Raw genomic sequence first — 21,015 nt, forward strand, 5'->3', positions numbered from 1 at the left:
CTGAAACGCTTAATAAAATAGCCACCATCAATCAATATTGCTGTAGGCATGGCTTCTTTTCCTTCTTCAAACGAAAAACGCCCTAGGGGTCGGCTTATCCCGAGATATGTGGGAAAGCTTACTGCCTAAGGCGTGGATAATTTCTAGGTTACGGAGTACTTAATGCCTCGTCAACCCCAATCTCCTCTACAGGTTACATGCGCGCAATACGCGCTTTGGCCGCTCGCGCTGCGTGCAGCTTCTTGTAGCTTTCGATGAGGCGATGGTGGCGATCTAAGCCCTCTAACTGCAAATTGGTGGGCGTGAGGCCGTGGAAGCGTACGCTGCCGTTTACTGAACCCACGACCGCCTCCATAGTCGCTTCGCCGAACATGCGCTTGAAGTTGGGCAGGTAGTCATCCAGCTCCAATTCGTCGTCCAGCTCAATCTCCAGCACCGCGTTCACCGCCTGGTAGAACAGGCCGCGCTCAACGGTGTTGTCGTTGTACTGGAGGAACATCTGCACGCAGTCCAGCGCCTCTTCATGGCGGCCAAGTGCTAGGTAGACCAGCAGTTTCAGCTCCAGAATGGTCAGCTGGCCCCACACGGTGTTCTCGTCGAACTCGATACCAATCAGCGTGATGATATCGGCGTGGTCGTCCATTTGGCTCTCTTCCAAGCGCTCGACTAGATCGGTGAGCTGCTCGTCATCCAGACGGTGCAGATTGAGAATATCTTCGCGGTAGTCCAGCGCCTTATTGGTGTTGTCCCAAATCAGGTCTTCAATCGGGTACACCTCGGAGTAGCCAGGTACCAGAATGCGGCAGACCGGCGCGCCTAAGTCTTCATGCACCGCCATGTACACTTCCGCGCCCAGCTCTTCGAAAATGCCGAACAAGGTCTCGGCTTCCTCGTCGTTGCTGCCGGAGAAATCCCATTCGCTGAACTCGAAGTCGGGCTTGGCACTGAAGAAGCGCCAGGAGACCACGCCCACCGAGTCGATGAAGTGCTCGACGAAGTTGTTGGGCTCAGAGACGGTCTGCGAGTTGAAGGTTGGCAGCGGCAGGTCGTTCAGGCCTTCAAAGCTGCGGCCTTGGAGCAGCTCGGTCAGGCTGCGCTCCAGCGCCACTTCAAAGCTTGGGTGGGCACCGAAGGAGGCAAACACGCCGCCGGTACGCGGGTTCATTAGCGTCACGCACATGACCGGGAATTGCCCACCCATGGAGGCATCCTTCACCAGCACGGGGAAGCCCTGAGCTTCCAGGGCGTTAATGCCCTCGACAATGCTCGGGTACTTGGCCAGCACTTCTTGGGGTACATCGGGCAGCGTCAACTCCTGTTCGAGGATCTCCCGCTTCACCGCCCGCTCGAAAATTTCTGAAAGGCACTGCACCTGGGCTTCCACCAGGGTGTTGCCCGCGCTCATGCCGTTGCTGAGGAACAGGTTTTCAATCAGATTGGAGGGGAAGTAGACCGTTTCGCCATCGCTTTGGCGCACAAAGGGCAGCGTAACGATGCCGCGATCTTCGCGGCCCGAGTTGGTATCAATCAGGTTCGAGCCACCCAGCTCGCCTTCGGGGTTGTAAATCGCCAGGCAGTGCTCGTCGAGAATCCCTTTCGGCAGCTCGTCATTCGGCCCCGGCTTGAACCACTTCTCGTTAGGGTAGTGAACGAATTCGCTGCCCGCGATCTCTTCACCAAAGAACTGATCGTTGTAGAAAAAGTTGCAGCTCAGGCGCTCGATAAACTCGCCCAGCGCTGAACAGAGCGCGCTCTCTTTGGTCGCGCCTTTGCCGTTGGTAAAGCACATGGGCGAAGCCGCATCGCGGATATGCAGCGACCACACGTGGGGCACGATATTGCGCCATGAAGCAATTTCGATCTTCATGCCGAGATCAGCAAGGATCGCGCTCATATTGGCAATGGTCTGCTCCAGCGGCAGGTCTTTACCGGGGATAAAGGTGCTGCCTCCTTCCGGCGCGCCCATCAGCAGCGCTTGGGCGTCCTCGTCGATGTTCTCGACCACTTCGATCTGAAACTCGGGGCCGGTCTGGATAACCTTCTTCACCGTGCAGCGGTCGATGGAGCGCAGAATGCCTTCGCGATCCTTTTCCGAGATATCTTCCGGCATCTCAACCTGGATTTTGAAGATCTGCTTGTAGCGGTTTTCCGGGTCGACGATGTTGTTTTGCGAAGGCGAATGTTCTCGGTGGGAATATTGCGCGCGTTGCAGTACACCTTGACGAAGTAGGCGGCACACATGGCCGACGACGCCAGGAAGTAGTCAAACGGGCCAGGGGCCGAGCCGTCGCCCTTGTAGCGAATCGGCTGGTCGGAGATGACCGTAAAATCGTCGAACTTGGACTCCAGGCGGAGGTTGTCGAGATAGTTAACTTTGATTTCCATAAGCGGGCGTCCGGAGTAATGAGTGTGCCTGAGCGCCAACGCATCAGGCGAATGGCGGCCATTATCCAGTTTTTTGCCCGCTTCGTCTTGGGCAGTCGCGTGAATCGCTTATTGCGGATCCAGCAAGAACGGCAGCGCTTCCTCTAACAGCACGTCAGGAATCTCTTCGGCGATATAGTGTCCGCAAGGCAGCGCCTTGCCCTCTACCTGCGTCGCTACCTTGCGCCACTCACTAAGAGCGTCGAAGCAGGCTTCAATCGCGCCTTGGGCACCCCACATCACGTTGATGGGGCAGGTCAGTTTCACACCCGCATCGATATCCGCCTGATCGTGCTCTAAATCGATAGTCGCGCTGGCGCGGTAGTCGCCGCAGATGCCGGTCGCCGTGCCGGGAAGCGCCAGGCAGCGCTCGTACTCCGCCAGCGCTTCTGGGGCGAACGGTGCCATGCCCGCGCTGCGGGCGCCCATCACGCTTTTTAAGTACTGAGCGGGGTCGGCTTGAATCAGCATTTCTGGCAGCGGCTGGGGGCGAATCAGAAAGAACCAGTGCCAGTAGCTGCGGGCGAACGCCTCATTGGTGCCACGGTACATGGCCAGCGTGGGGGCGATATCTAAAAGCACCATGCGCTCGACGCGTGCTGCGTGGTCTACCCCTAAGCGGTGTGCCACCCGCGCGCCACGGTCGTGGGCCAGCACCTTGAAACGCTCGAACCCCAGCGCGCTCATTAGTTCGGCCATATCGGCGGCCATGGTGCGCTTGGCGTAATTGAAGTGCTCTGCGTCGTCATCCGGCTTACCGCTATCGCCGTAGCCGCGCAGGTCGGCGGCAATCACCGTAAAGTGCTGGGCAAGCGTGCCCGCAACTTTGTGCCAAATCATATGGGTCTGCGGGTGGCCGTGAAGCAGCAGTAGTGCCGGGCCGTTGCCGCCCATCCGATAGGCAATATCGACGCCGTTAACGCGGCGTGTCTGTTTTTCAAACCCCTCAAACATGGCTAGCTCCTCGCGGATAGATGATGCTCTTCACTTGGCGTCCTCTTTAACCGTTCGATCAGAAAGTCTTGCAGCGCGACCACGGCAGGCGTGAGCGACAGCCGGTGCGGGCAGACGAGATACAGCGGCGCGGGCTCGGGAGGAAACGCGGCCAACAGCGCCACCAAGCGGCCTGCATCGAGGTCTGCCTGAACATCAAGGCGAGATTTGTAGGCAATGCCCTCTCCCGCCAGCGCCCAGCGGCGCACACACTCGGCATCGTCGCTCACTCGATTGCCCTGCACGCTGATACGCTCACTGCCGAACTGCCACTGGTTGTGCACCCGCTCGCCCAGGTTGAAGCAGAGGCAGTTGTGCTGGCGTAATTCATCTGGAGTGGAAGGCTCGCCGTGGCGCGCGATATAGCTTGGCGCTGCACACACTACCCGGTGGTTATCGCTTTTTAGCGGCAGGGCTACCACGCTGAATCCTCCGGCACGCCGTAGCGCAGGGCAATCTCCACTGGCTGGCGAAACAGATCGCTCACCCGGTCACTGACCCGAAGCCGCAGGCGCAGCTGCGGATGCAGCGCCATAAAGCGATCAAGCCAGCCCAGCAGCACGTTGCGGCCTAGATCAGACGGCATGGAAAGGCTGAGTTCTCCCGCAATCTCTTGGCGCTCGCGGTGCAGCTCTTTCTCCCCTTCAGCAAGGGCACGCAGCGCCGTTTTCGCATGGACTAAATAGTGCGCCCCGGCGGGCGTTAGCCGCAAGCTGCGGGTAGAGCGCACCAGCAGCCGCGTGCCTAACGCATCTTCAAGCCGTTTGATCGCCACGCTAGCCACCGCCGGGGTAATCGCCAGCTCCCGCGCGGCAGCGGAAAGGCTGCCGTGCTCGGCGGCGTAGACAAGCACGTTTAGGTCATCGGTACGCATGGGTCGATGGCGCCCTTATTTTCAAAGAAAATGAGAAACTGTTAGCTACATTAGCCCTCTTTTTCATAAAACGACACCCAGGCATGATGACGACATTCATCATCCTTTAGAGAGCGACCATGAAAGCATTTGCGTTTACCAAAAGCCTACCGATCGACCACCCAGACGCCCTGCATGCCGTTGAGCTTCCGCTGCCCACCCCCGAGCCCCACGATATTCGCGTCGCGGTGAGTGCGGTTTCCGTTAACCCGGGGGATGCCAAGGTGCGCAAGAGCGCGCTGCCCGACGGCGGCGAGCCGCGCGTGCTGGGTTACGACGCGGTGGGCGTAGTCGATGCCGTCGGCAGTGCGGTCACTCGCTTTCAGCCGGGTGACCGGGTGTGGTACGCGGGCAGCATTGCGCGCCAAGGCTCCAACGCTGAGTACCAGCTGGTCGATGAGCGCATCGCCAGCCTAGCGCCGAAGAGCCTCTCCGACGCCCAGGCCGCCGCCCTGCCGTTAACCGCCATTACCGCCTGGGAACTGCTGTTCGACCGCCTAGAGCTGGGCATGCGCGACACCAAAGGCAAAACCCTGTTGTGGGAGGCGCTGCGGGGGGTGTTGGCCCGATTCTGATTCAGCTCGCCAAGCAGCTCACCGATATCACCGTGATTGCGACGGCCTCTCGCCCGGAAAGCCAAGCCTGGGTCACGTCGTTAGGCGCGGATGCGGTGGTCGACCACCACCAGCCGCTGGATGAAGCGCTCAACGCCGCAGGCTACGAGCAGGTGGATATGGTGATCAGCCTGAACCAAACCGACCACCACTTTGAGGCGATCATCAATGCCTTGAAGCCCCAGGGTAAACTGGCGCTGATCGATGACCCGGAGCTGATCGACGTGCGCAAACTCAAGCTCAAGAGCCTGTCGCTGCACTGGGAGCTGATGTTCACGCGGCCGCTGTTTACCACCGAGGCCATTGGCAAGCAGCACGATCTATTGAGTGAAGTCGCCGCCATGGTGGATAGCGGCCGTTTAACCACGACGCTGGGCGAGGTGCTTGGCCCCATCACTGCCGACAACCTAACGCGTGCTCACGCGCTGATCGAGAGCAATCGTACTGTAGGTAAGCTGGTGTTAGAGGGCTTCTAACCACGCGCACCGCTTATTTTAAGCGGAGGTAAGGAGCGAGCCGTTGCACTCTTGGGCGCAAGGCGGCACATTAGCCGCACCGCCACCGCCCAAGAGCCTCGAGTCTCGCCCATGCATGATGAATTTGTGGCCAATTTGCGCCTGCTTTGCAGCTACTACCCCTCGATTGCCGACGTGTGTCGTCGCATGCCCATCAACCGGGCGCAGTTCAACCGCTACCTCAGCGGACGCTACTACCCCAGCCATGCCGCGCTCCAGCGTATTTGCCACTTTTTTGGCGTCACGCCGGACGACATTGCCATGCCCCACCACGATTTTCGGGCGCTGGTACAAACCGGCCAGCTCAATGCCGACAACGCGAGCACCTCGCTGCCCTGGCCCAACGCGCTAATTCAGCGCGGCAGCGAAGGCATGGAGCGGTATCTAGGGCGCTATTTCGAGCTTTATCACTCTATGTCGCGCCCCGGCTATTTAATGCGCACGCTGGTGTGTTTGGAAGAGCGAGAAGGTGGCGTGGTGTATCAGCGCACCGAGCGAATGCAGGTGGTGCCGGGGAAGCGCCCCTGCCATAACCGCTATGTCGGGGCGGCGGTCAAGCTGGCCGACCGGCTGTTTTTGGTCGACTACGAAACCCTCAACGGTCACGTGATCACCCAGACCATTCTATTCCCCAGCTTTCAAAGCCAGGTCACGCGGCTAACGGGCCTGAAAATGGGCGTGGCGGATAATAGCGAGCGCATGCCTTGCTGCGTGCGCGTGGTTTATCAACGCTTGGATGAGCAAATTAGCCTGCGAGACGCGCTGTCACAGTGCGGCTTGGTCGCGCTGGATGACGCGTCGCTGGATGCCTCGCTGCTCGCCGCCGTGAACAACGACGTGGCCAGCGGGGATTACCACTTCCGAGCCCGCCATTGATGCTTGGCAGGCTAGCGGGGGGCCAGTACGAGATCGAACAAAATGGCCTCGAAGTGTTCCATAGGAGCCAGAGATTTAAGCGTTTTGGCGCGCAGAATCGGCCCCCTCCCACCGGAGAGAATAAAGCTGGCCAGCGCCTCAGGAGCAACGGCGGTATTGATTGTGCCGTCGGCTTGGGCTTGGCTCAAGCAGTGCACAAAGCGCTTTTCCCAACGCTGGAACACCAAATTCAGGGCATCACGGAAGGTATCACTCTGCCCGGATAACTCCTGGCCCAGATTACCGATTAGGCAGCCGGTGGTGTGATCGCAGTCGAGCATATGGGCGCGCCCGGTGGCAAAGTAGCGGCGCAAACGCTCCAGGGGCGGCAGGGAGGGGTCTTCCAGCAGCGCCGCTAACGACACGTCGTAATCGTCGGCAAAGCGCTCAATGACCGCCAAGCCGAAATCTTCTTTGCTAGAAAAGTAGTGGTAGAACGAGCCTTTGGGGACACCGCAGGTTTTTAATACAGCATTGATACCCGTCGCGTTATAGCCCTGCTGGGCAATCAGCTCGGCACCAGAATCAATGAGTTTGTCGCGGGTGGCGGTGTTTTTCATAACGTCATACAGACCAGGGAGTCTATGGCTTTTCACATGAATGATGGCAGCTATTGCGCATTCCGTCAGCGTTTGGCGCGAAAAATGCCAACCCCCTTGGGTTGCACACTCTTTGCACAAAGCTTACCTAATCGCTGCGTGGCAATCGGTGATGCTAGCATGATACGCGCTCTTTTCTGGAATTTTCGCTCTCAGCCAACGGATAACGCCCGTCCATGACCCCCTCTCGCTCTTACGCTTTTTCTCAGCAAGGTCGCATCGGCTGCGGTGCTCTGGCAGCGCTATTGGTGTTTGTCGGTGGTTTAGCTCTCGCTTGGTGGATCGTTAGCCAGCCGCCACGGGTCGAGCGCCGCCCGCCGCCACCGCCAACGCCGCCTGTGGTCGATATCATCACCACGGAACAGCAGGTGCAGTCACCCACGCTGAACGGCTTTGGCCGCGTTGAGGCAGAAAAATCCACCGAGCTTGCCAGCCGCGTAGCGGGCCAGCTAGAGCGCTTTGGCGATGGCGTGCTGCCTGGGCGAGTCGTGGAGCAAGGAGAGCCTGTGGCCCACATCGACCAAGCCGACCTGCGCTTAACGCTAGAAGACGCCGAAGCCCAGTTGGCGAATGCCCAGGCGCAGCTCGCCTTAGAGCAGGCCGAGCAGCAGCGCGCGCGCAGCGAGTACGAATCCTTTGGCCGTCAGCTCAGTGCCGAACGCCGCGCGCTGGTACTGCGTGAACCGCAGCTCGGTCAGGCAGAGGCTCAACTGACCCAAGCCCGCGTGGTGCGCGACCAAGCGGCGCTCAACCTAGAGCGTGCGACCTTAACCGCCCCTTGGCGGGCCATGGTGCAAGAGCGTTTGGTGGGCGCTGGCAGCCTGTTAAGCCAAGGCACTGCTGTCGCAAGCCTAGTCGGCGTTGAGCAGGTTTTGGGTGCGTGCTTCGCTTCCTGGCGAAACGCTGGATTGGCTATCGCCGGGGGGGAGCGTCACGCTGACCAGCCAAGGCTGGCCAGAAGGCGCCTCTCGGGAAGGCACGTTGCTCTCTATTCTGCCCAACCTCGAAGAGAACGGCCTTCAGGCCCAGCTGTTGATCGCCGTGGATGATCCGCTGGCGCTCAACCAGGACGGCCCCGCCCTGCGCTTGGGCGATGTGCTGCGCGTGGCGTTTCATACCTCCGCCGAAGAGCCCTTGATCGCGCTGCCCTCAGCCGCACTTCGCCCCGGCGAGCAGGTGTGGTGGGTGGATGAAGATAATCGCCTGCAAAGCACCCAGGGCACGCTCGCCTATCGCGGCCAGGAAGAAGTGCTGATACGCAGCGGCCTAGAGCCCGGCCAGCGGGTAGTGACTGCCGGGCTGGCCCAACCCCGAGAGGGCCAGGAAGTGCGTATTCGCCAGCGTGGCGATACCCCCGCTCAGGATGAGGGAGCGGCTCAATGATGCGTAAAGGCCCGCTGGCGTGGATGGTCGATCACGGCGTCGCTACTAACCTGATGATGGCACTGTTTATCATCGGCGGGTTAATGGCATCGCTGGCGATCAAAAAAGAAGTGTTTCCTGAGTTCGAGACCGAAATCGTTCAGGTCACCATCAGCTATCCAGGTGCCACGCCCGAGGATGTGGAGCAGAGCCTGCTGCTGCCGGTCGAGGCCGCGATTGCCGATGTGGAAGGCATCGATGAACTGACCGCCAGCGCCAGCGAAGGCAGCGGGGTGGTGAGCGCCACGCTGATTGATGGCGTGGACGTGATGCGGGCGTATCAGGATATTCAGCAATCCGTGAACGCCATCACCACCCTGCCCGCCGCCGCCGACCCGCCCCGCTTCACCCTGGCAGGCCGCTCGCGCAGCGTGGTCAGCCTTCAGGTGTATGGCAACGTTGGCTTGGCCGAGCTTCACGACGCCGCCGAGAACGTACGCGCCGAGCTGCAGGCCACCAGCGGTATTTCCCGCGCAGAGCTTTCCGGCAACCGCGAACGGGAAATCCAGGTTCATTTGGATGACGAGGCCATCGAGCGCTTCGGGTTGGATCATCAGCAGTTGGCGAGCCGCATCGCCGAGGAAGCGCTGGATCTTGCCAGCGGCCAGCTCACAACCGACGAGGGTGAGTGGCTGATTCGCTACCAGGGGCGGCGCAACAGCGCCGAAGAGTTTGCCGAACTGCCCATCTTGAACACAGCCCAGGGTGCGCCCGTTATGCTCGGCGATATCGCCAGAGTGAGCGAAGGCTTTGCCGAAACCGACCGGGAGGAGTTTTACAACGGCCAGCCGGGGCTATCGGTGGATGTGTATCAAATCGGCGACCAAACGCCCACGAGTATTTCTAATGCGGTTTACGGGGAGTTAGAGCGGCTGCAGGCCAACCTGCCTGAAGGCGTCAGCCTGGACGTTTCACGGGATAGCTCGGAAGTCTACGAAGACCGCCTCAGCCTGCTGCTGAAAAACGCCTGGATGGGCTTGGCTCTGGTACTGATTTTGATGGCGCTGTTTCTAGAGGCGCGGCTGGCCTTTTGGGTCACGCTAGGCATTCCCACGGCGTTTTTAGGGGCCATGCTGTTTCTGCCCTGGGTCGGCGTATCGCTCAATATGATGTCGATGTTCGCCTTTATCATCGCCCTCGGCATCGTGGTGGATGACGCCATCATGGTGGGCGAAAACATCTACAGCTACCGAGAGCAGGGCTACTCGCTGCGAGATGCGGCGGTAAAAGGCGCTCAAGAAATTGCCACTCCGCTGACCTTTGCCATCCTCTCCAATATCGTCGCGTTTCTCCCGCTGCTGTTCCTGCCGGGCTTTTTGGGGCTGATTTTTGCCACCGTGCCGGTGGTGGTGATTACCGTGTTTGTGATTTCGCTAGTGGAAGCGCTGTTTATTTTGCCCGCCCACTTGGCCCACGCCAGCAAGCCCCGCCAAACGCCCGCGTGGCAGCGGCCTATCGAAGCGGTGCGACTCAGTATGCAGCGCGGTTTGCATCACTTCACCTATCAACAGTTTGAGCCTCTGTTACAGCGCGCGCTCAATCAGCGCCTGCTGACCGTCTCTATTGGCGTCGCCATTCTCTGCGTGGCAATGGCCTGGGCAATGAGCGGGCGGTTGGGTTTTTCGCTGATGCCTCGGGTCGAGTCTGATCAGGTGCAAGCCACCGTCACCCTGCCGATTGGCAGCCATATCAGCGTGAGCCGCGAGCTAAGCCAACAGCTCCTCGATGCCGCCGCGCAGCTCAGCGAGCAGGAAGATACGCTCACCTTCAGCAGCACTCGCAGCAGCCTAGATGGCGAAAGCCTGGAAGTGCGTTTGGATATCGCGCCGGAAAGTCTGGACGCCTGGCCCCCTTCTCGCATCGCCCAGGAGTGGCGGGATCTCACTTGGGGTCTGTTAGGCGCGCAGTCAGTGCGCTTTGAGTCTGACTTTGGCGGCCCCGGTAGCGGGGCGGCGCTGAGCCTGCGGCTCTCCCACCCCAATACCCAAGTACTAGAAGACGCCGCCGCAGGTTTGGCAGAACGGGTGGCAGAGTATGGCTTAACCGATATCGACAGCGGCCTGGGCGATGGCAAGCCACAGCTAGAGATGCGTCTCTCCGCCGAAGGTCGTTCACTCGGGCTAACAGGCAGCGACCTCGCCCAGGCGCTGCGCGGCCCGCTGCAAGGAGCCACGGCGGTGGAGCAGTTTATCGGCCGCCAGGAGGTGAGCGTGGAAGTGCGCTTGCCAGAGCAGTCGCGCAACAGCTTTAGCGAGCTATCCCGCCTGCCGATAAGAACCCCCGAAGGGATGAGCGTGCCGCTCTCTAGAGTCGCGGATATTACTCTGAGCCAAGCCTCCAGCAGCCTGCAGCGTATCGATGGGCGACGGATTATCACCGTCACCGCCGATTCAGAGGGCGACCAAGCGATTAACCAAGTGCTCGCCACCCTTCAAGAAGAGGTCTTTCCCACGCTCAGCAACACCTGGCCAGGGCTTGAAGTCAGTATGGGCGGCCGTCAACAGGATACCGCCGACAACCTCGCCACCCTGCGTAACGCCATGTGGCTGATGTTAGCCGCCCTCTATGCGCTGCTCGCTATTCCGTTCAGAAGCTACCTGCAGCCGCTGTTGGTGATGGCCGCAATACCGTTTGGCATTGTCGGCGCGGTGGGCGGGCATATGCTGATGGGCTTTGGGCTGTCGCTCATCAGCCTATTAGGTATGCTAGCGCTCTCCGGCGTGGTGATTAACGATGCGCTGGTGTTGATCGACTACGCTAACCGTAAGCGACGGGAAGGCATGGCGCCTCGCGAAGCGATTGTGGCCGCCGCCACCCGTCGCTTGCGGCCAATTATGATGACCACGCTGATCACGTTCCTGGGGCTTGCGCCGATGATTCTGGAAACCTCACGCCAGGCACGCTTTATGATCCCCATGGCGATTTCGCTAGGCTTTGGCATGCTCTTCGCCACCATGATTCTGCTGCTGGTGGTGCCCTGCCTCTATTTAGGGCTGGAAAACCTTCGTGAACGGTTAAGCGCCCCACGCCAGCCTAGCCAGCAGGGCATAAACTAATGAGTAGATGGACCCGACTGCGTCAGTGGCGGCCCTCGCGGCTGGGACTAAAGCTGTTTGTGGCAATTTTAAGCGTTAACGTGGCCATCGCGGCGAGCGTGTTCCTGGCGGTCTCGTACAGCATCGACCGGGGGTTTTTAGAGTATCTCAACCAATCCCAAGAGCGGCGCGCCACCCTACTGGCCGATGGACTGATTACCCGCTGGGAAACCCAGGGCGACTGGGCTTGGTTAGAAGCGTCGCCTGATCGCTGGCCCTATATTGTGCGCTTTGAACTGGGCCAGGAGCATCGCGACCGTCCATTGCCTCTCGGCGAAGCTGAGGATTTTGCTCTGCGCGATAGCGAAGGGGATTATGTTGTACCACCTGCGGATGCACCGCGTGGCTCAATGGGCTGGCGCTGGCTGACGCTATACAGCGAAATGACCCAAAGCGGCCAGCGGGAAGCGATTGGTGCACTGGGTTTTCGCCCACCGCAGGAGATGATGGAGCGCATGGAGAGCCGCTTTCTGGAGCGCCAGCAGCGTAACCTCGTGCTTATCGTGATCTCGCTAGGGCTGGCCTCGCTGCTGCTGGCAGGCGGGCTCTCATGGTGGCTGGGTCGACGCACCCGCGCCTTGGCCGGTGCTACGTTGCGCTTACCCGAAGGCGACTACCACACCCGCCTGCCAGAGCGTGGCAAAGACGAGCTTTCCCGCCTTGCCCGAGATTTCAACGTGCTAGCCGCCACGCTTGAAGCCAGCCGTGAAGCCCGCGCCCGCTGGGTCTCGGACACCGCCCATGAGCTGCGCTCCCCGCTGGCCGTGTTGCGCGGTGAAATTGAAGCCATGCAGGATGGCATCCGCCCGCTAAACCAGGAAAACTAAGTTCACTGGCTCAGGAAGTGGCTCAGCTAGAGCGCTTAGTAGCCGATTTACGCCTGCTCTCCCAAAGCGATGCGGGCGCGCTGGATATCCAGCTTGCCCCCATGAATCTCAGCGAAAGCCTGGAAAGCCGCCTGAACGACGCCGACCGCTGGCTGGAAGAGAGCGGCCTGACCCTCACCACGGCCCTGGCCGATGATGTGATGATTCGTGGCGATGCCCAACGGCTGCGCCAGCTGTGGAGCAACCTGCTGGATAATAGCTGTGCCTACACCCAGCCGCCTGGAAAGCTGAGTGTTTCCCTTATCTGCGAACGGGGCGACGCGGTGATTACCTGGCAAGATAGTGCCCCCGGCGTTCCTGCAGAGGAGCTGTCACGTTTAACCGAGCGGCTCTACCGGGTGGAGGGTTCGCGCAACCGCGCCAGCGGTGGCAGCGGCTTGGGGCTTTCTATTGCCAGCGCGCTGGTAACGGCACATGGCGGCACGCTCACACCCAGCGCCTCGGCGCTGGGTGGCTTAACTGGGACCCTACGATTGCCACTGTTAACCGCCTCTTAAACGACCATAAGCGAGCTGACTATGTCTCAGAGTGATTCACATCCCTACGCATTACCTCAAGATGGTTTACCCCAGGACGCTTCCCTGCTGTTCGTTGAGAATGAGCCCAAAATCGCCCGCCTCATGGCCGATTACTTACAAAGCAATCATTTTGCGCCCAGCATTATCAGCCACGGCAATGAGGTGATCCCCTGGCTCACTCAGCATTCGCCTGAACTGGTGCTGCTGGATGTCATGCTACCGGGCAAAGATGGCCTGACGCTGTGCCGGGAAATCCGTCAACAGTGGCCCAAGCTCCCCATTATCATGGTCACCGCCAAGGAGAAGAGGTAGACCGGCTGCTGGGGCTAGAGTTAGGCGCAGATGATTACATCTGCAAACCTTTCAGCCCCCGTGAAGTAGTGGCACGTGTTAAGGCCGTGCTACGCCGCAGTCATGCCGCTGCACAGACAGCACCCTCCACCACCGCCCCCAAAGCGCCCGTCATGCTAGATGAAGAGGGCTGGCAAGCGCTGGCCAACGGCCAGGATTTAGGCTTAACAGCGGTCGAGTTTCAGTTGCTGCGCGTGATGATGCAGTCTCCAGGACGAATCTTCAGCCGCGAGCAGTTGATGGATCATATGTACCGCGACAACCGTATCGTTTCCGAGCGCACGGTGGATAGCCATATTAAGAAGCTGCGCAAAAAGATCACCGAAGCCCTACCCGACCAAGAGATCATTCGCTCGGTTTACGGGGTGGGCTATAAATACCAGCCCGAGGGTTAAGGGCCGCTTACTCAGGCTGTACGTGACGGTTCAAAAACGCAATACCCGCTTCAATGGCACTGCCGCGTAATAAGAAGCTAGTGAAATGGCCTCGGCCCCGTTGGAGGTAGAGCTCACTGGGTATGTCTTGGGCCTTTAGTGCAGCGTAGAAGTCGGTGGCGTGGTCGACCGGCACGAGCTGATCCCAACTGCCGTGAAACAGAAAAAACGGCGGCGCGTTCGCGGTGATTTGCCGTGCAGGGGATGCCAACGCATAGACTTCAGGCCGCTCGGCTCGGGTGCCGCCAATAAAATCGACGACTAGGCGGCCATCGTTAAATTTCAGCAGGTCGCTGGGTAAACCTCCTGCCAACACCGCTGCCAAGCGGGCGTGCTCGCCCCCATAGGGCTCTGCCAGCGGGCCTTCACTGCCTACAAGCGCCAGCAGGCTGACTAGGTGGGCACCGGATGAAAAGCCCACGCCGACGATGCGGTCGGGATCTACCTGCCATGTGGCAGCGTTAGCGTGAATCCAGGCCATGGCCTGCTGCAAATCATGCAGCTGCGCGGGGAAGCGGTATTCCGGCGCAAAGCGGTGTTCAATATTCACCGTTACATACCCCTGCGCCGCCAGCTGTTCGGCAATACCTTCCATATCTTCTGGGCCACGATTGCGCCAGCCGCCGCCATGTACCACAAGCGCCGCGGGGCGTAGCGCTTCGCTTTGCGACTCGGGCAGCAGTACGTAGGCATTCAAAGCTTCAGGCCAGGCCTCGGGGGTATAGCGCTGGGGCGTAAGATGGGTGAACGGCTGAGGGGTGCGCAGAGCATTCTGTTCAATGGCGGACGCACCCTGACTTACCTGGGGGGTGGCGCCGCAACCGCTAAGCAGCAAGGCCAGGGTGCCAAAGCTCACTATTCGGCGTAGGCCACTTAGATCTGGCATGCTTATCTCCTTTTGGGCGATTGGTATTGGTTCCCCTCACCGTTACCTGCCTCCGCAGCCTTTTTCTCTCTTTGAGAAGGTCACGGTTGTTGCACACTTTATGCAAACGATTTACACCAAGCCCGTTAATACTGACATCGTCAAATTACCATGTATTCACTAAGAACGAGGTATGCCATGAAGATGTCACTCCGCCAACTGTTTGCCCCAGCTCTACTTGCGGTTGCTCTTACCCCGTTAGCGTTTACCGCCCAGGCGGGCCATCACGAAGGCCAAGGAATGGACCGTGAAGCAATGATGGAGCGCATGGAAGAGCGTCGCCAGGAAGTGTATGAACGTGCAGAGCTAAGTGAAGATCAGCAAACGGCTCTTAATGAAGCCCACGCTGAGCACCGCGAAGCGGTTCTCGCCCTGCGTGAAGAACATCAAGCCCGTGTTGCTGAAATTCTCTCTGAACAGGAGCAGCAGGCACTGCGTGATGCAATGCACGAAATGCACGCTGAGTACCGTCAAGAGCATGGCCATGGAGAGCGAGGCAAGCGCGGCCACCATGACGATTCAGCTAATGAAATGGACGCAGAAGAAGCCGCTGCCGAGTAAGCGTTTATTTAGCGTCAAACCCACTCTACACGCCCAGCCTAGCTGGGCGTGTTTGTTTCTATACGCCTGTTAGCATCTTTTTTACCGCCCTGATGCGTTAGCCATTGGCTTGAAGTGAATGCCTAAACCGCGTATTTTATTTGAACGTTCATTCAAAAATAACGTATCACTCATCTTTGTCTTAACAACAGGAGTCCGCCTCCATGGCGAAAGACAACCCCGTTCTCCCCTCACGAGACCGCCTGAACCCCGTGGTTTTCCACGGCAGCGTCGCGGGGATTCTCGTGTTTCTTATCGTGACGATGCTGTTCACCGAACAAGCAGGTGCCTTTTTTGATGCGGGCCTTGCCTGGGTAAGCAAAACGTTTGGCTGGTACTACATGCTAGCGATCGTGGCCTATCTCGTGTTTGTGGTGTTCATCGGTATGTCGCGCTTTGGCAGTATTCGACTTGGGCCCGACCACTCCCGCCCTGAGTTTTCGTTGCTGTCGTGCTCAGCCATGCTGTTTGCTGCAGGCATTGGTATTGACCTGTTGTTTTTCAGCGTAGCCGAGCCGGTTGCCCACTACTTGGCACCGCCCGACTTAACGCCTGAAAGCCAAGAGGCCATGCGCAACGCCGTCGTGCAAACCTATCTGCACTGGGGCCTTTCCGGTTGGGGCCTGTACGTGCTGATGGGCATGGCGCTGGCTTATTTCAGCTACCGCCACCGCTTGCCGCTGGCCATCCGCAGTGCGCTCTACCCGCTGTTAGGCAAGCGTATTCACGGCCCAATTGGTAACGCGGTCGATATTACGGCGGTGATTTCTACCGGTTCGGTATCGCCACCAGTCTCGGCATTGGGGTGATTCAGCTTAACTATGGCTTGAACTACATGTTCGACGTGCCTGAAACGCTGACCGTGCAAATCATCTTGATCGGCTTGGTTGTGATATTGGCCACCATTTCAGTGGTGACGGGCGGTGAGAAAGGCATCCGTCGTCTGTCTGAGTTCAACATGCTGTTGGCACTGGCATTGATGCTGTTCGTGCTGTTCTCTGGCGATACTCTTGTACTGCTGGATAAAGTCGTCAATAACGCAGGTGACTACCTTTCGGGCTTTGTGGCCGCAAGCTTTGATACTTATGCCTTTGCTGATGAGGGCGCTCAAGAGTGGAAGATGTGGTGGACGATCTTCTTCTGGGGCTGGTGGATTGCTTGGACGCCCTTTGTGGGTCTGTTCCTGGCGCGCATTTCCCGTGGCCGTACTATTCGTCAGTTTGTGGCCGGTGCGCTGTTTATTCCGCTGTCGTTCATGATGGTATGGATGTCGATTTTCGGTAATAGCGGCATCGAGCTGGTCGCTAACCAAGGCGTTGTCGAACTGGGTGAGCAGGCACTTAACTCGCCGCAAACCACGCTGTATACGCTGCTTGAGTACTACCCCTATGTGGGCATTACCGCCGCCGTCGTAACCGTTCTGGGTATCGTCTTCTTCATTACCTCAGCTGACTCTGGGGCGCTGGTACTGGCCAACTTTACCTCGATCTTGAGCGACGTGAACCACGATGCGCCGGTGAAGCTGCGCATCTTCTGGTCGGCGGTGATTGGCCTGATTACCGTGGCTCTGCTCATGGCAGGCGGTTTGAACGCCCTGCAAAGCGCTGTCGTGATTGCGGCGCTGCCCTTCTCGGTGGTGATCTTCGCTATTATGGTGGGCACCTATAAAGCGCTGAAGCTGGAAGGCAGCAAAGCCGACGCTCGCCGTATGATTGCAGGCGGTGCCCCCGGCGGCGACTGGCGTGAGCGTTTGGACCGCGCGCTGGATACCTCTAACCGCGCAGGTGCCGCCGCGACCATTGAGCACTCGATTCGCCCCGCGATGACCCAGTTTGGCCCAAGAGCTTGAGAGCCGTGGCCAAACCGCTAACGTCACCGAAGAGCAGGTTGAGGGGGAATCCCTGCCCAACCTAATGCTGCAGGTCGACTTTGGCGACGCCACCAGCTTTGTCTATCAGGTATGCCCGCATCGTATGCGTACACCGAACTTCATTCCCGCGGACGATGATTTCTACGTGCGTTTAGATGCGTACCTTGCCGAAGGTGGCCAGGATAAAGACCTCAACGGCTACACCCGTGGTCAGGTGATCGGTGATCTCGTGGCAGAGTACGAGCGCCACCTACACTTCCTTGCCCTGGCGGGTGGCCATGCGCAGGCAATGCCTGGCACCATCGGCGAACCGCCCGAAGATGCCCAGATGTAGCGGCATTAGCATTTAAACTGCAAACACAATCCCGGCCTGCGTGCCGGGATTTTTTATGCCACCACGTCAAGACTAACGCCTTGTTGTGAGAAACAAGACTCAGGCGTAGCGTTATAGCTCGTTTTCTTTATGGCTATTTCTTTATGGCCATTTCTTTATGGCTAGGGAGGGCTGCGCCATGTCTCGCGACCATCGTCCTTCGGGATATGTTTTCCCGATGCCCGGCAGTGCGCTTTTAAAGGCGTGGCGTGAAGGCTATACGTTGGGCAAGTTTAAACGCGATGTAATGGCGGGATTAACGATCGGCGTGGTCGCCGTGCCGCTCTCCATGGCGTTAGCGATTGCCACAGGCGTGCCGCCACAACACGGGCTGTACACCGCGATGGTCGCGGGTGCGGTGATTGCGCTAACCGGCGGGTCTCGGTTTAACATCTCAGGCCCTACCGCAGCTTTCGTGGTTATCCTCTTTCCTATTGTCGCCCAGCATGGCTTGGGCGGGCTGCTCATTGCCACGTTAATGGCAGGCGCTATTTTGGTGGCGCTGGGGCTTTCCCGGCTGGGCCAGCCTGATGCAGTACGTTCCCTACCCGGTGATTCTTGGCTTCACCGCAGGCATTGGCGTGGTGATTGCGCTGCTGCAACTGCCTGATTTTCTCGGTTTAAGCGGCGTCGCGCTCGGCGACAGCACCCTCCATAATCTCGCGTTGATTGGCCAAGCGCTGCCGACCCTATCAGTAGCAGAAATCAGCGTTGGGCTTGTCACATTGGCAGCGCGTTAACGTGGCCACGCTTAAAAACGCCGGTTCCCGCCCCTCTGGTCGGCTTAGCCGTGGGAACGCTGGCCGCCACACTATTGCTGTGGGGCGGCATCGAGGTAGATACCATCGCCTCGCGCTTTCGCTGGAAATTCGAGGGTGACAGCGGCACCGGCATTCCCCCTTTCGCGCCCAGTTTTACCGCGCCCTGGCATTTCCCGGGGGCGGATGGCACGCCACTTGAGATCAACTTTGCCCTGATTCAATCACTATTAGGCCCCGCCTTAGCGATTGCACTACTCGCCGCCATTGAGTCACTGCTGTGTGCCGTGGTGGCGGATGGTTTAACCCGCACCCGCCATGACCCTAACGCAGAGCTAATCGGCCAAGGTCTTGGCAACTTAGTGGTGCCCTTTTTTGGTGGCATCACCGCGACAGCCGCCATGGCCCGTACAGCCACCAATATTAAAAGCGGCGCTTTTTCGCCCATTGCCGCCGTGGTGCATTCGCTGGTGGTGTTGCTCGCCGTGATTGCGCTGGCAGGCGTGTTAGGGTTTGTGCCGATGGCGGCCCTGGCTGCACTACTGTTTGTTATTGCCTGGAACATGAGCGAAGCCCGCCACTTTATGCATACGTTAAGGAGTGCCCCCGCCAGCGATGTGTGGGTACTGGTGATCTGCTTCGCGCTGACAGTCATTTTTGACATGGTCATCGCGGTGGCTGTAGGTATTGGCCTAGCGGCGGCGCTGTTTATTCGTCGTATGGCCCAGCTGACCAACACCCAACGCTTAACCACGCCTTCTTCCGGCGAGCATTTCCCGCCGGAAGTCGCGCTTTACAAAATGACCGGCCCACTATTTTTCGGGGCCGCAGAGAAAGCCATTGCCACCTTGCGGGTGATTGATCACAACGTGAGCATTGTGGTTTTGGATATGCGCGATGTACCGAGCCTGGATACCACCGCCATGGTGGCGCTGGGGACGCTGCGCCGTGAACTGGGTGAGCAAGGTGTAGGCATCATATTTGTCGGGCTGCCGCCCCGGTTGGCGCTGAAAATAAAGCGCGCAGGCATTCATCGTGAAGTTGGTAAATTGGCCGTGGTTAGCAACCTCGCCCACGCCGAGCGCTTGGCGCGCCGCTGGTTGGGTCACGCACGCTAAGGGCGCTCCCCATAAAAAAACATCCCGGCGATGTGCTTATCGCCGGGACGCTGTGGGAGCGATGACTACTCGTTAATGCTTAGAAGAAACCTAGCGGGTTAATGTCGTAGCTGACCAGCAGGTTTTTGGTTTGCTGATAGTGCTCAAGCGCCATCTTATGGGTTTCGCGGCCCACACCGGATTTCTTGTAGCCACCGAAGGCTGCGTGGGCGGGGTACTGGTGATAGCAATTGGTCCAGACGCGACCTGCTTGAATGCCACGCCCCATGCGGAAGGCCACGTTAATATCGCGGCTCCACACGCCCGCGCCCAAGCCAAACTCGGTGTCGTTGGCAATCGCCAGCGCTTCTGCTTCGTCTTTAAAGGTAGTTACCGCCACCACTGGGCCAAAGATCTCCTCCTGGAACACGCGCATCTGGTTATTACCTTTCAGCAGCGTAGGCTGAATGTAGTAACCGCTGTTGATGCTGTCATCCAGCGTCTCTTTATTACCGCCGGTCAGGAATTCCGCGCCCTCGTCCCGAGCAATGTCCATGTACGACATGATCTTATCGAACTGCTCTTGGGATGCCTGAGCGCCCACCTGGACGTCGGTATCCAGCGGGTTACCGCGTTTGATGGTCTTGGTGCGCTCGATGACTTTCGCCATGAACTCGTCGTACATGCTCTCTTGAATCAGCGCCCGCGACGGGCAAGTGCACACTTCGCCCTGGTTAAAGAAGGCCAGCACCAGCCCCTCTACCGCTTTGTCGATGAACGTCGGCTCGGCGTTCATAATGTCGGCAAAGTAGATATTGGGGGACTTACCGCCCAGCTCCACCGTGGAGGGAATAATGTTCTCGGCCGCGCACTTCAGAATATGCGAGCCCACCGGCGTCGAGCCGGTAAAGGCAATCTTGGCGATGCGCTTGCTGCTGGCCAGCGCTTGGCCTGCCTCTGCGCCAAAGCCATTAACGATATTGAGTACGCCGGGGGGCAGCAGGTCACCAATCAGCTCTGCTATTTTTAGAATGGACGCTGGGGTTTGTTCGGCAGGCTTCAGCACCCCGCAGTTACCCGCCGCTAGTGCTGGGCCTAGTTTCCAAGCCGCCATCAGAATCGGGAAGTTCCACGGAATAATTTGCCCTACCACGCCCAACGGCTCGTGGAAGTGGTACGCCACCGTGTTGGCATCAATATCAGCGGCGGTGCCCTCTTGGGAGCGCAGGCAGCCTGCAAAGTAGCGGAAGTGGTCAACAGCCAGCGGAATGTCCGCATTGAGGGGTTCACGCACCGCTTTGCCGTTGTCCCACGTTTCGGCCACGGCCAGCATTTCGAGGTTTTGCTCGAGACGGTCGGCGATTTTGAGCAGGATGTTACTGCGCTCTTGTACCGAGGTCTTGCCCCACGCCGGAGCGGCTTTATGGGCGGCATCCAGCGCTTTTTCGATATCTTCAGCGCTAGAGCGGGGAATTTCACAGAACACTTTGCCATTAACTGGGCTAATGTTGTCGAAGTATTGGCCCTTCACTGGGGGAACAAACTCACCGCCAATGTAGTTACCATAGCGTTTCTCAAACGAAACAACAGAGCCCGCTTCACCTGGGTTGGCGTAGATCATGGTACTGCTCCTGAGTATTATGATTATTAAAAGGTGCCTACCCAGTGTTGGTCATTCCCGCCATTCTCGATATAGCCCGATGGCAGGACGC

The 21,015-nt window shown here is 58.8% G+C and carries 16 protein-coding genes and 4 pseudogenes; 13 read left to right on the forward strand and 7 right to left on the reverse strand.

Features of this window, described 5'->3' with window-relative positions; all coding sequences use genetic code 11:
* Positions 1-193 precede the first annotated feature (193 nt).
* The 4 genes and pseudogenes from B4967_RS06215 to B4967_RS21225 all read right to left on the reverse strand — a co-directional run bounded on the left by B4967_RS06215 (position 194) and on the right by B4967_RS21225 (position 4,291).
* Positions 194-2,385 (reverse strand): annotated as a pseudogene (locus B4967_RS06215) (OsmC domain/YcaO domain-containing protein).
* A gap of 108 nt (positions 2,386-2,493) precedes the next feature.
* Positions 2,494-3,378, reverse strand: a complete 885-nt coding sequence (locus B4967_RS06220; RefSeq protein ID WP_083024236.1) for an alpha/beta fold hydrolase — start codon at positions 3,376-3,378, stop codon at positions 2,494-2,496.
* A gap of 2 nt (positions 3,379-3,380) precedes the next feature.
* Positions 3,381-3,839: a substrate binding domain-containing protein gene (locus tag B4967_RS21220; protein ID WP_279384662.1), complete on the reverse strand. Its 459-nt coding sequence runs from the start codon at positions 3,837-3,839 to the stop codon at positions 3,381-3,383.
* The gene (locus B4967_RS21225) at positions 3,833-4,291 is read right to left on the reverse strand and encodes a LysR family transcriptional regulator (RefSeq protein WP_279384663.1); all 459 of its coding nucleotides are present in this window, start codon (positions 4,289-4,291) and stop codon (positions 3,833-3,835) included. Before B4967_RS21225 ends, B4967_RS21220 begins: the two co-directional genes overlap by 7 nt.
* Positions 4,292-4,410: 119 nt before the next feature.
* On the opposite strand from B4967_RS21225, the gene B4967_RS20730 reads away from it, so the two are divergent.
* From B4967_RS20730 to B4967_RS06235, 3 genes are all read left to right on the forward strand, one after another.
* On the forward strand, positions 4,411-4,905 hold the full coding sequence (locus B4967_RS20730) for an alcohol dehydrogenase catalytic domain-containing protein (protein ID WP_340638701.1): 495 nt from the start codon (positions 4,411-4,413) through the stop codon (positions 4,903-4,905).
* Positions 4,869-5,420 carry a zinc-binding dehydrogenase gene (locus tag B4967_RS20735; RefSeq protein WP_340638702.1) on the forward strand — a complete coding sequence of 184 codons (552 nt, stop codon included), beginning with the start codon at positions 4,869-4,871 and terminating at the stop codon, positions 5,418-5,420. The genes B4967_RS20730 and B4967_RS20735 overlap by 37 nt, the downstream gene beginning before the upstream one ends.
* Positions 5,421-5,531: 111 nt before the next feature.
* Positions 5,532-6,335 (forward strand): helix-turn-helix domain-containing protein, encoded by an 804-nt coding sequence (locus B4967_RS06235; protein ID WP_083024382.1) that lies wholly within the window; start codon positions 5,532-5,534, stop codon positions 6,333-6,335.
* 11 nt (positions 6,336-6,346) lie between these two features.
* On the opposite strand, the gene B4967_RS06240 is transcribed toward B4967_RS06235, so the two are convergent.
* Complete coding sequence (locus tag B4967_RS06240) at positions 6,347-6,934, reverse strand: TetR/AcrR family transcriptional regulator (protein WP_083024238.1); 588 nt, start codon at positions 6,932-6,934, stop codon at positions 6,347-6,349.
* A gap of 215 nt (positions 6,935-7,149) precedes the next feature.
* Here B4967_RS06240 and B4967_RS21480 point away from each other — a divergent pair, with 215 nt between their 5' ends.
* From B4967_RS21480 to B4967_RS06260, 5 genes and pseudogenes are all read left to right on the forward strand, one after another.
* Positions 7,150-8,022: an efflux RND transporter periplasmic adaptor subunit gene (locus B4967_RS21480; RefSeq protein ID WP_479694219.1), complete on the forward strand. Its 873-nt coding sequence runs from the start codon at positions 7,150-7,152 to the stop codon at positions 8,020-8,022.
* Entirely contained in the window at positions 7,955-8,356 is a 402-nt protein-coding gene (locus B4967_RS18935; RefSeq protein WP_479694220.1) for a permuted SH3 domain-containing protein, read from the forward strand. Before B4967_RS21480 ends, B4967_RS18935 begins: the two co-directional genes overlap by 68 nt.
* Complete coding sequence (locus tag B4967_RS06250) at positions 8,353-11,451, forward strand: efflux RND transporter permease subunit (RefSeq protein ID WP_083024240.1); 3,099 nt, start codon at positions 8,353-8,355, stop codon at positions 11,449-11,451. The genes B4967_RS18935 and B4967_RS06250 overlap by 4 nt, the downstream gene beginning before the upstream one ends.
* Positions 11,451-12,874 (forward strand): annotated as a pseudogene (locus B4967_RS06255) (ATP-binding protein). The gene B4967_RS06250 and the pseudogene B4967_RS06255 overlap by 1 nt, the downstream one beginning before the upstream one ends.
* A gap of 21 nt (positions 12,875-12,895) precedes the next feature.
* A pseudogene (locus B4967_RS06260) lies at positions 12,896-13,641 on the forward strand (response regulator).
* Between the two features lie 7 nt (positions 13,642-13,648).
* Here B4967_RS06260 and B4967_RS06265 read toward each other — a convergent pair.
* Complete coding sequence (locus B4967_RS06265) at positions 13,649-14,566, reverse strand: alpha/beta hydrolase (RefSeq protein ID WP_083024241.1); 918 nt, start codon at positions 14,564-14,566, stop codon at positions 13,649-13,651.
* A 177-nt stretch (positions 14,567-14,743) separates the two neighbouring features.
* Here B4967_RS06265 and B4967_RS06270 point away from each other — a divergent pair, with 177 nt between their 5' ends.
* From B4967_RS06270 to B4967_RS20170, 5 genes and pseudogenes are all read left to right on the forward strand, one after another.
* Positions 14,744-15,166 (forward strand): hypothetical protein, encoded by a 423-nt coding sequence (locus B4967_RS06270; RefSeq protein WP_139794423.1) that lies wholly within the window; start codon positions 14,744-14,746, stop codon positions 15,164-15,166.
* A gap of 203 nt (positions 15,167-15,369) precedes the next feature.
* Positions 15,370-17,409: pseudogene (gene betT, locus B4967_RS06275) on the forward strand (choline BCCT transporter BetT).
* A gap of 178 nt (positions 17,410-17,587) precedes the next feature.
* Positions 17,588-18,058: a SulP family inorganic anion transporter gene (locus tag B4967_RS20160; protein ID WP_279384664.1), complete on the forward strand. Its 471-nt coding sequence runs from the start codon at positions 17,588-17,590 to the stop codon at positions 18,056-18,058.
* Positions 18,030-18,188: a hypothetical protein gene (locus tag B4967_RS20165; protein WP_279384665.1), complete on the forward strand. Its 159-nt coding sequence runs from the start codon at positions 18,030-18,032 to the stop codon at positions 18,186-18,188. The genes B4967_RS20160 and B4967_RS20165 overlap by 29 nt, the downstream gene beginning before the upstream one ends.
* Entirely contained in the window at positions 18,173-19,324 is a 1,152-nt protein-coding gene (locus B4967_RS20170; RefSeq protein ID WP_279384667.1) for a SulP family inorganic anion transporter, read from the forward strand. The genes B4967_RS20165 and B4967_RS20170 overlap by 16 nt, the downstream gene beginning before the upstream one ends.
* Positions 19,325-19,403: 79 nt before the next feature.
* On the opposite strand, the gene exaC is transcribed toward B4967_RS20170, so the two are convergent.
* Positions 19,404-20,924 carry an acetaldehyde dehydrogenase ExaC gene (gene exaC / locus B4967_RS06285; RefSeq protein ID WP_083024243.1) on the reverse strand — a complete coding sequence of 507 codons (1,521 nt, stop codon included), beginning with the start codon at positions 20,922-20,924 and terminating at the stop codon, positions 19,404-19,406.
* Between the last annotated feature and the right edge of the window lie 91 nt (positions 20,925-21,015).

Source organism: Vreelandella lionensis, assembly GCF_002087295.1.
In the GTDB taxonomy this organism is placed as follows: domain Bacteria; phylum Pseudomonadota; class Gammaproteobacteria; order Pseudomonadales; family Halomonadaceae; genus Vreelandella; species Vreelandella lionensis.